The organism is Sphingobacterium sp. UBA5670 (assembly GCF_002420705.1).
Classification (GTDB): Bacteria; Bacteroidota; Bacteroidia; order Sphingobacteriales; family Sphingobacteriaceae; genus Sphingobacterium.
Map to the genome: position 1 here is coordinate 75,786 of NZ_DIIM01000003.1, position 12,632 is coordinate 88,417.

The 12,632-nt window shown below is 40.5% G+C and carries 9 protein-coding genes; 6 read left to right on the forward strand and 3 right to left on the reverse strand.

The window, feature by feature from the left end; all coding sequences use genetic code 11:
* Position 1 precedes the first annotated feature (1 nt).
* The gene (locus tag B3C94_RS03185) at positions 2 to 1,129 is read right to left on the reverse strand and encodes an acyltransferase family protein (RefSeq protein ID WP_293898873.1); all 1,128 of its coding nucleotides are present in this window, start codon (positions 1,127 to 1,129) and stop codon (positions 2 to 4) included.
* 298 nt (positions 1,130 to 1,427) lie between these two features.
* On the opposite strand from B3C94_RS03185, the gene B3C94_RS03190 reads away from it, so the two are divergent.
* Together B3C94_RS03190 and B3C94_RS03195 are read left to right on the forward strand one after the other, a co-directional pair.
* Positions 1,428 to 3,752 carry a TonB-dependent receptor gene (locus B3C94_RS03190; RefSeq protein WP_293898876.1) on the forward strand — a complete coding sequence of 775 codons (2,325 nt, stop codon included), beginning with the start codon at positions 1,428 to 1,430 and terminating at the stop codon, positions 3,750 to 3,752.
* A gap of 4 nt (positions 3,753 to 3,756) precedes the next feature.
* Positions 3,757 to 4,536: a DUF4249 domain-containing protein gene (locus B3C94_RS03195; protein WP_293898879.1), complete on the forward strand. Its 780-nt coding sequence runs from the start codon at positions 3,757 to 3,759 to the stop codon at positions 4,534 to 4,536.
* Positions 4,537 to 4,552: 16 nt separating this feature from the next.
* Here B3C94_RS03195 and B3C94_RS03200 read toward each other — a convergent pair whose 3' ends face one another.
* Together B3C94_RS03200 and B3C94_RS03205 are read right to left on the reverse strand one after the other, a co-directional pair.
* Entirely contained in the window at positions 4,553 to 5,623 is a 1,071-nt protein-coding gene (locus B3C94_RS03200) for an endonuclease/exonuclease/phosphatase family protein (RefSeq protein WP_293898882.1), read from the reverse strand.
* 78 nt (positions 5,624 to 5,701) lie between these two features.
* A complete protein-coding gene (locus B3C94_RS03205; protein ID WP_293898885.1) occupies positions 5,702 to 6,793 on the reverse strand; it encodes a mechanosensitive ion channel family protein in 1,092 nt (363 codons plus the stop codon).
* Between the two features lie 660 nt (positions 6,794 to 7,453).
* Here B3C94_RS03205 and gldL point away from each other — a divergent pair.
* The 4 genes from gldL to B3C94_RS03225 all read left to right on the forward strand — a co-directional run bounded on the left by gldL (position 7,454) and on the right by B3C94_RS03225 (position 12,617).
* Complete coding sequence (gene gldL / locus B3C94_RS03210) at positions 7,454 to 8,230, forward strand: gliding motility protein GldL (protein WP_293898888.1); 777 nt, start codon at positions 7,454 to 7,456, stop codon at positions 8,228 to 8,230.
* Positions 8,231 to 8,260: 30 nt separating this feature from the next.
* Positions 8,261 to 9,796 (forward strand): gliding motility protein GldM, encoded by a 1,536-nt coding sequence (gene gldM, locus B3C94_RS03215; protein ID WP_293898891.1) that lies wholly within the window; start codon positions 8,261 to 8,263, stop codon positions 9,794 to 9,796.
* A gap of 183 nt (positions 9,797 to 9,979) precedes the next feature.
* Positions 9,980 to 11,149, forward strand: coding sequence for a homing endonuclease associated repeat-containing protein (locus B3C94_RS03220; protein ID WP_293898894.1), 1,170 nt, complete (start codon positions 9,980 to 9,982; stop codon positions 11,147 to 11,149).
* Positions 11,150 to 11,519: 370 nt separating this feature from the next.
* A complete protein-coding gene (locus B3C94_RS03225) occupies positions 11,520 to 12,617 on the forward strand; it encodes a hypothetical protein (protein ID WP_293898897.1) in 1,098 nt (365 codons plus the stop codon).
* The last annotated feature ends 15 nt before the right edge of the window (positions 12,618 to 12,632 follow it).

Consider the following 12,632-nt stretch of genomic DNA (forward strand, 5'->3'; position numbering starts at 1 on the left):
ATTATCTTCCTCCACATATTATTGCTGTAAATCTTGGCAGCATGTCTTTCAACAACCGATAACCGAGCAGCCCCAGCACAATAACAACAGTGGGACATGCAATATATAAAAACAGCAATGCAGCTTCAGACTGGGGCCGGATCAGATGAAATAAAAATTTGATCACAAATACCAAAGGCAAACGATGATACGCAAAGATAAAAAAGCTTCCGTCAGCCAAAAAAGAATTGGGACGCCAGCGACCTTTCTGAATAAAATGCGCTGAAAGTGCTATTACAAATACCATCCCAGCCAGCACATTTGCACAATACAGATAACTCCACCAGCTCTTGCCAAAAAAATAGAATTCTGCGGCGATCAGGAGTATAAAGATCCCTGCATCCCAAGGTAAAAGCGGCTTCAGCAGCAGTATAAAATCTTTTTTATAGATACTAAAATATGCACCCGTTGCAAAGAAAAAAAGTGATACTGTGCTTAGGCCAGGCAGATAGAAATAAGGAGCGTATAGCCAAATCAGGCCCAGAAAAGCTAAAGCATATACACCGAGCTTTTTGACCATCAAATATACTACGGGAGAAAAAACGACCAGCACCATAAGGTCACGTATAAACCAAAAAGGAGAATTAACGGGGAGTGTTTTTTTGAGATGAGGGTTTACCTTTGAGGTATCCCAGAATGACCAGATCCAATCCAAAACGCTGTAGCTGACAATCGGCTTATTTACGCCAGAAACAAGACTACCCCTAAGAAAAGTCTGTGCAATAAAAAGAAAAAGCAACACGACCAAATTCCAAAAGATATAAGGAATTAAAAGGGAACGCACACGGTTTTTTAACTTTTTCAGATAAATTTGGGCCGAAAACCCTTCCGTTCGGTAGAAAAACAAAAATCCCGAAATAAAAAAGAATAACGGAACACAGACTTCAAAAATAATCTTAGAAAATAGAAAAAAAACACGGGTAAAAATCGGAAAATTTACCAGGCTAAATTGCTTTGCTCCTGCCAGTACAATATGGGAAAAATCGGTATGGATAAACACCACACCTACAATCAGCGGAAAACGCAAGAAATCTATCGTTTTGGACAATAGGCTAGCGTCGGTCTGTTTTAAATGATAATCTTTACCCATTAGTTAGATTTAATGAAATTGTTTAGTCTCCGTTAAAATACAAATTTTCAATGAGAATCTGTATACACCTATTTAACAAAACACAATTAACAAACTGTATAACAACAACTTAAATCTATCCCAGTGCATGAAACAATATTTTTACACAAGAGATCGTTATCATATTATCTAAACCAACACGAATATATGCGACAATTACAATCCACTTTCATATAAACTACAATAACAAATTTTAATCACTGATTAACAGGTCATTCCATTTAAACAGCACAAAATCAAATTCAGACAAGAACATCAAATGATCTCCATCGTTCAGTATTTACTCCCGGCATCTTTAACGCTGCTACCCATGGTTGTGTCTGCGCAGCAGATTTCCCTCACCGGCATCGTCCGGGATGCAGCGAGCGGTATTCCACTAACCGGAGCTTTCGTCCGTACAGCAGATGACAGCGTTGGCAGCAAGACAGATGCCCAAGGGCGCTATGCTTTGGCTCTTCCAAAAGGCGCACACCGACTGATGGTTAGCTATATGGGCTATCAAACGCAAGAGTTTGATATGACGCTGAGTCAATCTTTCGAGCAAAATTTTCATCTGCAGCCCTTAAGTCAACGCATGGATGAGGTCATTGTCACGGATTCAAAAAAAGGAGAATCTCTTACCGATCCACAAATGAGTACCGTTCATCTCAACACCAAAGAGATGAGTACTCTTCCCGTACTTTTCGGTGAAAAGGACCTATTAAAGACCATACAGTTACTGCCCGGCGTACAAAGCGGCAGCGAAGGCTCGACCAATTTTAATGTACGCGGTGGCGACGCTGGCCAGAACCTGATCCTACTGGACCAGGCCACCATTTATAACGCATCACATCTACTCGGTTTTTTTTCTACCTTCAATTCGGACGCTATCAAGGACATCCAACTGTATAAAGGTGATATCCCCGCTCAATATGGTGGACGTATAGCATCCGTATTGGATATCGGAACCCTCAACGGGAATCAGAAACAGTTTGCTGCTGAAGGTGGGATCGGTATTATCGCTTCGCGCTTAAAAGTGGAAGGTCCAATCGAAAAGGGCAAAAGCTCCTTTCTATTAAGTGCACGGCGATCCTATGCTGATTCTTTTTTGAAGCTGGCCAAAAATAAAGATATGGCCAACAATACACTGTATTTTTATGACCTGAATGGGAAGCTCTCCTTTAATCTAGGCAAGAAAACGGCACTCTATCTCTCCGGTTACAATGGAAAGGACAAACTCAAATATAGCGACCTCTTTGATATCGCCTGGGGAAATACGACGGCTACAGCTCGATTAAACCACCGTTTTAATTCCAAAATATCGAGTAATACTTCTTTCATCTATAGTGGTTTTCATTATCATGCGGGCGTTTCGAGTGAACAGACCAATTTTCAGGTCAACTCGAAAATACGTAATCTCCATGCCAAGCAGGACTTTGCGTATTACGCCAATGCCAACAACACAGTCCGCCTCGGCGCAGGAGCAGTATTTCAAGCGATCCGCCCCGCCAACCTGTCCTCGGAAACAAATCAATCCGTTAATCCAACGGCGATCGAGAGTCAACGGGGCATTGATCTGGGCGGCTATATTTCCCATGAATGGAAGCCAAATAATAGCCTTTCCTTCAAGTATGGTGTACATGTACATGATTTTATGGTTTTAGGTCCGCGCACATTCTATCAATTTGATAAAAATGGTACCCTTACTGGAGAAAAACAAAATAATCGTCGAATCGCAAAACACTATATCAATATGGAGCCCCGGGTATCTGCAAGCCTTTTGTTAGATGAACAAACCAGCCTAAAGGCTTCGTACAACAGAGTCACTCAGAATCTCCACCAATTGACCAATAGTACTTCCAGTTTGCCGACAGATCAATATGTACTCAGTAGCCTGAACATTAAGCCCCAAATCGTCGATCAGGTTGCTTTTGGGTATTTCCATAATTTCTTAAGAAAACAATATAGTTTATCTGTAGAAGCCTACTATAAACGCCTCGGCAATCAACTCGACATCCGCAATGGGGCAACACTACAAGCCGACGCCTATTTTGAAGGAGAATTACTCTATGGCCGGGGAAGGGCTTTTGGTGTCGAATGGTACCTTCGTAAACACAGTGGGAAACTGAACGGCTGGATAAGCTATACCCTCTCCAAAAGCCAGCGTCAATTTGCCGAGATCAATAAGGGTAGCTGGTTCAACGCACGTCAAGATCGTACACATGATCTCTCCATCGTAGGACTATATACGCTTTCCAAGAGCTGGATCTTGGGAGCAACCTTTGTATACCACACAGGGAACGCGGTCACATTCCCAAGTGGAAAATATCAGGTCAATGGGAAATCGCTATTCTATTATACAGAACGAAACGGCTATCGGATGCCCGACTACCACCGACTTGACCTATCGGCCACTTATGAACCTCAACCAACAAATAAACGCTTTCATTCAAGTTGGACGTTTGGCATTTATAATGCCTATAACCGAAAGAACGCCTATACAATCGATTTTCGCACCGACAAATCAAATCCAAATCGGACAGAGGCATACAAAATTGCTCTTTTCGGTATAATCCCTTCAGTAACCTGGAACTTTAAATTTTAAACCTATGCTGTCCAAATCTCCTCTTATTTTTCTATATTCCATCTTTGTACTTTCGTCCTGCGAAGAAAAAGTAGATCTCAATTTGAATGCAGATAGTGGTCGTGTTGTGATTGATGCGCAGCTATCGGATGCCAACAGTGTGCAGCGCATTCGGGTTTCGCAATCTGTTGCTTTTGACGCCCAAGTAGGTTCTACAGCAGTTAAAAATGCCAAGGTAGCTGTTAAGGACAACCTAAATCAAAGCTTTTCATTCCAGCACGAAAAAGATGGCTATTATATAAACCGTAATTTTAAACCTGTAGTTGGGCGAAAATACACCCTGAGCGTTGGTGTGCAAAAGCAGCAGTTCACGTCGAGCAGCAGCATGCCGGCCTATATCAATCTAGATGCAACACGCGTCATTGAAAAGGAGATCGCCGGGAAAACTTATTTTTTTATTGCCCTGTCCTTTAAAGACCCAGCTAAAATTGCTAATTATTACATGTATACCTTATCCATTAATGGGAAGGAATTTCGGTTTGCCAGTGCAGAAAGCGATCAGTTTAACGACGGACTTGAGGTAACACATTATATTTCGGATCTGGAACGGAGCCTATCCTCTGGTGACAAGATCACTGTACGCCGCTATTGTGTAGATGTGGGAACCTACAATTATTGGAATGGCTACCAAAGTACAAACTTATCGACGGCTGCTCCCGGGAATCCCAAGTCTAATATTTCCAATAACGCCTTGGGCTATTTTTCGGTAGCAACGGTGAAGGAGTATAAATTGGCTATTCCATAAAGATATGACAACTTTATTAATCACGATTGTCACTTTCTTCCTCTTTTCCTTCAGCAATCATCTCATTAACATCGGCCATATCTCCAGCTTCCAAATGTTCGATATCCTCCGCCTGCTCTTCGGAGTATCGATCGATAAAAAATGTACAGCCCATTGGAAAATGATCGGACCCCACCGATGGATAGATAAACAGCTTATCGATAAATACGGTTGGACTATGAAACAATAGATCCAGGGGCACTCTGAAAAACCAATAATTGGCATGAAAGGTGGAAAGAATACCCCGACCAATACGAGCATCGATCAATTGACTCGTTTTCTTAAACAAGAGGGACGATTTTGCCCAAGCCACATTATTAAAATCGCCCGTGACAACCACAGGCATTTTATAATCCCGAACCCGTTTGGCCACACTGAGCAGATCACCATCCCTTTCTTTGGAATTCTCTTCTTCCGTCGGGCTTGGCGGCGGCGGATGAACGGCAAAAAAGATAAAACGATGTCCATCGGCGGTTTCCAACTCCGCTTCAATACTGGGAATATCATCGGCTACAAAATAATGCACCTCACATTTTTTGATCTTCAGGTTAGTATAAAAATGCATGCCGTAGGTATTGTCCAGGGTCACCTTCTCAAAATTAGGATAATCCTTTTCCAGCACACGTAAGGCTTTTTCCCAAGTCGCATCACTTTCCATGGTCAAAAAAATATGCGGCTGTTCTTTTTGAATCAGTTCAATAAAGCGATGATACGCCGTATTGAATTGCAGCACATTACAAGAGATTACCTTGATGCTATCGGATGCATCCTTGCCCTTTTCATATTTTTCCTGCCGCCAAAATTTGGTATAGCGTATCAATATATAGGCATGGTAGACAATCAGAGCCGACTGTACGCCCTGAAGTCCCCATATCCATGAATTATCCCCCACAAGATAAAAACCCAATGCCAATGCCGGCACCTGAAATACCAGCAGTTGCAATTTGACAAATTCAGCTACCCGAAAGATCCAGTGCTGGCTCTGGATAAAGGGTAATACACTCAGTACAATTAATAGTCCTGAGAACACCATATAGAAAATCAGCATATCGCTAGCGCTAACATTTTAAACAAACTTAAACAAATTACACCTATTTTCAACAGACCATCATTTATCGGGTGCTTCTTAGCCATTCAATTTCTTTTCTGAACCTTCCTGATAATCCACCCGTGTTCTGGCTAATGCGTTGGGGAAATTCGTGTGGATATACGCAATCATCTGTTCGCGCACATAGCAACGCAGGTCAAAAGCCTGCCCTGAATTGCGGCAGCTCATCAGGCATCGGATCTCCATGGTTCGCTCTTTAAAATCTGTCACCTGCAATACATTTACTTTTCCATCCCAAAGCGGATGACCAGTGAGCAATGTCGTGAGTTTATCGCGCAATTGCTGCACTGGTACGGTAAAGTCGGTATAGATAAATACAGTACCCAATATCTCTGATGTAGTGCGCGTCCAATTCTGGAAAGGCTTTTCAATAAAATATGTAATTGGCAATACCAAACGGCGTTTGTCCCAGATATTCACGACAACATAGGTCAGATTGATTTCCTCTACACGTCCCCATTCCCCTTCGACAACCAATACATCATCCATACGGATGGGCTGCGTAAAAGCGATCTGAAAACCGGCGAGCAGGTTTCCCAAAGATTTCTGTGCTGCAAAACCGATAATTATGCCACCTACCCCCACGCCCGTGAGCAGCCCCGCACCGATCTTTTGCATGCTATCAAAACTGAGTAGGATGATTGCCAAGGAAATTACGATGATCAGGGTGACCACCACTTTTCGGATAAAGACAATTTGTGTCCGGATCTTCCGTTCCCGCAGGTTATTTTCCTTGTTGATATCAAAACGATGGTAGAGGTAGTCTTCAAAAACCTTGATCCCCTGTATCAGCACAATGGCAAAAAAACTGACCAGCAAAAGTTCATTGGTTTTACTGACCACGCGAAGCGTCCGTTCGTTAAATTGGGCAAACGGCAATAAGCTGTTAAATACAATCAATGGGATAAATATACTCAGCACACGGTTAAACCGTCTAACAAAGGAACGGAACAAGCTGTAAGACTCCTGCTGAATGGCCTGTCGACGTAAAAGCGGAATAAAAATCAGTTTGATCAGGAAACCAATTAAAAATGAAAATAGAATTAATGCAATATTCCAGAGCCATGCCGGCCATTTCTGTGAAAGTTGAATTAATGTTTCGTTCATCATGCTATTCTTTCTTTTGTTTAAGATTTGTTTCCTATTTAAAGTATAACTGCTAAGAAGACCTAACGTTTGTTTTATTTTCAGAAAGATTGGTCTAATAAACAGCGAAGAATAAGGCCATGCACTTTGCTTAGCACCCATGAGCATTGATCCCGCTATAAAAAAAGATACGAACAATACCAAAAATCAAGAATTTTTCAAAATTAAAATTGAAAAACACATTATTACACAACAATACAAAGCGATAAAAACAAAAAAAACAATATTACCAGATATAAAAGGAAAAATAAAATGAAAAAAAACAGCAATTACACATTAAAAACAAAATAAATAGAAGTAAAAACAAGTAAAAAATCAAATAAAATAGATTTTTATCAAAAAAATATAAATAAAAACAGATTAATTTTGCGAAAACAGTGAAAAACCCTATATTTACGACACCTTATTAGGTTTATAATTGGTTATTTAAAGGTTTTCATCTCCCCGATTGAAAACCTTTTTTTATATTTTCATATTTCAAGACCGAAAGATATGCGGCTTAAAGGTATTCTCCGTTTATAAAGAAGTTTAAAGATGAGGAACATCGAACTTTCCAAAAAAATTAAACCAAAAACATAGATAAACAACAATTAGCAAAAAAAAGACAATTCTAGATGGCTGAATGTGGCCATATCCTGGGGAGCGAGTATCGTTATCATTGGGGTACTGTTTAAAATCCTCCATATTGGTGGTACAACGGCCAATTATATGATCGGAATCGGTTTAGGCGTAGAAGCCTTCCTTTTCTTTCTAATGGGCTTTAATCCCCCTCCTGCAGAACCAGACTGGACACGTGTCTATCCTGAATTGGACGACAATTTCAACGGTGAGCTGCCACAGCGAGGAAAAGCAGCGATAGCACAGCCTACAGGACCATCAGCCACAACTGCTTTGGATAAAATGTTTGCCGATGCCAATATTGAGCCTGCTAGCATTGAAAATCTTGGCCGTGGCCTACGCGATTTTAGCGAGAAGGTATCTGCCATCAACAAGCTCTCTGATGTTTCCTTAGCAACAGAAGAGTTTACCAATAAACTAAGAACAGCAACTTCCAAATTTGACAACCTGAGCCTAGCTTTTGAAAAAGCGTCTGAAAATCTGGTCGCCATGTCGAATACCTCGGGTGATACGTCCAACTACCACGAACAGGTAAAAAGTCTGACAACCAACCTAAGCCAGTTAAATGCCATGTATGAACGCGAATTGCGCGATTCGGCATCACATTTACAGTCGATGAACAAGTTTTATGAGAACCTCAGCTTTACCATGCAAAACTTCAATGAATCGCTGGATGACTCCAAAGCATTTAAAGATGAAGTGGGCAAGCTTGCGAAAAACCTTAATGCCTTGAATGCCATTTATGGCAATATGTTGAGCGCGATGAATCAACCGCGTGTGTAATTAATTCTTGTATTACTTAAATCAAAAACAATGGCATTAGGAAGAGAAACTCCAAGGCAAAGGATGATTGGCATCCTCTATCTGGTCTTGCTCGCCTTATTGGCGCTCAATGTACCGGATTCCATCTTGGATGCATTCAAAAATATCAACAACAGTCTCGAAACATCCAAATCGAATGTGAGCACAGCCGTTCAACAGCTCTTCGCCGCGTTCGAAAACACCAAACTAAAAGAAGAACCCGCACGTGCCAAGCCAATCTATGACAAGGCTAAAAAAGCACAGGCTATTATTGGCGAGCTCAACCAATATATTGCTTCATTAAAAGAAGAATTTGTCAAACAAGGTGGCGGATACGACGAAGAAAAGGGTGATCTGGCCCAACGTGAAAACGAGGATATTTCCCCAAATCTCATGATCAACGAGAAAAAGGGAACCCTCTTAAAAGACAAGATCAATTCGACACGCACAAAATTGCTGGCCCTTCTCACACCTGAAGAACAAAAGATGGTATCTTTTTCTCTAGAAGCAAAAGATCCGGAGAAAGCTGTCAATGGCAAGAAATCCTGGGAAGAGATCAATTTTGGCAGTGGCACACCTTTGACCGCAGCCATGACCATTTTGACCAAAATACAAACCGACGCGCAAAATGCGGAGTCCGATGTAGTCAAACTTATCTTAGGTAAAATGGACCAAGCGGTCGTCAACCTGGACAAATTTGCCGCGGTTGCCGTTGCACCGACTTCGTACTTAGTCCAAGGCCAGCCCTACAAAGCAGAGGTATTCCTAACCGCTTCAGATTCTAAATCTGAGCCAGCAATTTCAGTTAATGGTTCATCGTTACAAGTCGTAGATGGAAAAGGTGTTTACTCCGTTAATACCAGCCGGGAAGGAATTTATACCTGGTCCGGTGTGATCAAAGTCAAACAGACCGATGGATCGTATAAGGAATATCGTACCCCTGTACAGACCTACCAAGTTGCGCGTCCTTCGGCCGTGGTATCACCAGACAAGATGAACGTTTTATATATAGGTGTAAACAATCCTATTTCAGTATCCGCTCCGGGGACACCGACAGATAAAGTCCGTGTCAGCATGAGCGGTGGTAGTATTTCCAGCGCCGGTGGAGGTAAGTATAACGTGAAGGTAAGTTCGCCGGGCACAGCACGTATCTCAGTTTCGGCGGAGGTAGCCCCAGGAAAGACACAGACCTTGAGTTCGACAGAATTCCGTGTGAAACGTATTCCAGATCCGATTGCCAAATTTGCGGGCAAAACAGGTGGATCAATGGCTACCGTAGCACTTAAAGCCCAGAATGCATTATTTGCTAAACTGGATAACTTTGACTTTGACGCTACTTTCAGGGTCACCAAGTTTACGATGATCATTGCCAAGCCTCGGGCAGATGCAATTGTATTATCAACTTCGGGCGGCCAATTAAGCTCAAGCATGTCATCAGCCCTCAATGGTATTGTACCAGGCACACGCGTGATCTTTGACAATATTGTCGCAGTAGGACCTGATGGAACATCCAGACAGCTTAACGCAGTTGCATTAACAGCAAATTAATAAAATCCTATATCTACCCAAAAAACAAAAGCCCCTGCAGGGGCTTTTGTTTTTTGGGTCATTCAACTCCTATTGACCAACGTCGCCCTCGCAGCAATCAACTAAGCAAATACTTTCATCGATTTTAAAATAAATCATTATATTTAATAAGCTATAGTTAAAAACAAATAAAAAAAATACGATTTGACACCTATTGAGGAGAAAACAATACAAGACGCTTTTTCAAAAGTTCAAGATTTTTATAGGCAATATGGTCGCACCCCTGTTCGCCGTGAAATGGAAAATATCAATACAATTGCCCGGCGCCATTTTGGTACCTGGAACAATTTTATACTTGCGACAGGTCTTCAACCCAATGTAAACAAGACACCCGAACAGGTCAGACTCGAACTTTTGGCATTATTAAAGAAATTCTACAACGAGCATAGCCGCATACCTATGCGGAGGGAGTTTTCATCACGAACAGGAAGCATCGTTAAATATTTCGGTTCATGGAACAAATTTATTGCGGCAGGAGGTTTTGCTCCCAATGACCGTCGGATTCCATCTATTGGCAAACTTAAAAATTCACTGGTCAAATTTTATATCAAACACCATCGCTCTCCGACGGTCTCAGATTGTCTCCATAAAAACGGACTATATAACGATCGGTCATACTTTACCCATTTTAAAGTCACTACATGGGCAGACGTGTTGGAATATGCAGGTCTGAACGCCTATTTTCGAATAACCACCATGACGGAGTCCGAGGCTAAAGAAAAAGTCGTCAAGCTGATCAAAAAACATCAGATTAAATATTACAAAGACTACATGCGTATCAAACCGGACAATTATCCATCAGTCTGGTACCTCAAAGAAAAATTCGGATGGAATAATTTATGTTATTTGGCCGGTACCAAAATTCCGGTAACCAAATTCAGCATACAAGACCATTACCTGAGTCTAGCGAAAGAACTAAAGCGGCCACCGACAACCAAGGAACTTGAATCCAAAATGAAGGTCAGTGTAGGGGCAATGACCTGGAAAACAGGCATCCCGCTAAATAAATTTTTGCAATCCCTAGGTCTGAAGCCTGCACACCAGTCACCCCATCAGTGCAAACTGAGTAAAAAGGAGCTAGCCGATCTCTATAAACGTAAAAGTATCGAACATGGCTTTGCTAACGGCATGCCTCGCTCAAAACTACGCGAACTTACAGGCTTTTCCAGGGAAGTTTACGAAAGGCGTTTTTTTAATATTAACGGACTACGCCTGGCTTGCGGATTTGAACTGATTCCTGCATATTGCAAGGCATATTCAGAAGCGGAGCTCAGCAATATGCTCAAAAAACCGAAATACGCAAAAAAACGTTAAGGGCACCTGATTTTAAAGGTATAGGCACCTGCTTAAGCAGATGCCTAACTTCTATTTCTTGCTGAACATACGGAATTTAACAACCGGCTCAACAAAAAGCTGACGAGTATTCATACAAGCGCTGTCAATGCAGGTGCCTATCCGCCAGCTCCTCCTCGCTATGATCGAAAATCTGATAATTCAAGTAACAGAACTCCAACGAAGTGCGAAAAACAGTTAGCTGTTGGTTTTCCCGGTCTGTAGACAACTAGGTCTTGCTTGCTTGTATTTTCACTTAATTTAGGAGGCATCTGACTAGAAGTTAGTTTTTTCGGATAATAGTGTTAATAGTTAAGAACAAAATCCTATTTTAGCTTTAAACTAATTTAACATGCGCTTTACTTTAAAAATATCTTTTTTATTTCTGTTATTAGAATTTATCTCAAATACTATTATAGGACAAACAAATAGTATTCTAAAAAATCGGATTTTCTCAGCAGATAGTATTCAATTATTGCAAAGAGGTGAGATATCCGATCTCCAAACTAACTTTCATTTAAAACCGAACATCCTTCTTATGTCGCCATCTCAATTCGCGGATGGAATCTTTATGAAACATAATGGAGATTTAAAACGTTTTTTCATTAAGGATAATAAAAACGTTTTATCTATTTTAAATACACCAAATTTTGAATTGGTCACACAAAAGATTCCAGATCAATATCCGATAGGGGTGATTATCGGTCAATCTTCTCAAAACATTTTTTATGTATCTCCTAAAGACAAGGGTGCAAGATTCTGCCAGTTCAATATCAATGATGGAACTTATAAGATCATAACCATAAAAGATTTTACGGTTTTCGCAATTGCTGAAATACCGAATGACAATGATTATGTTTTAGTATGTGGCGTAAAAAAATACAAGGACATAAATAAGTTAGGTTTTTTTAAAGTTGATATAAATAACAATCGTATTGTTGATGAAAAGCACATTATTACTCTTAAGCATTCACCACGTGGAGATCTAAGTACGTATTCAGGTACTTTTTATACAATGCAAAACCGTTTATTTTTTAATTTTGATTTAAAATCTGGAATTTTTGAATTCGATCATTTAGGAACATATATTAGAGAAATTAAAACTGTTGATACTTTTACATTTAAAAAAGAAGATGAAACCATCGATTGTACTAAACCAGCTTTTGGTTATCAAGAACTTATAAGAAGTGGAGAAGATCTTTTTGTTAGAACGAATCTTAACAACTCTAAAGAAAGATACATCGTTTTCGATAAATATGACCTAGTGAAAGGTGTTTATAAGGAAAGTGTTAAAATCTTTTATCGATCTTTACCTCATAATTTTAAATACCGAAGGGTTATGGGAACATACAGCGATGTCGAAGGAAATTTCCATATATTAATGAGCAAAGATAATGGTTACGAAAATGGAAAGTATTTTCAAGTCTATATTCCTTCATTTACACTATAAACTGCAGCCCGCCAT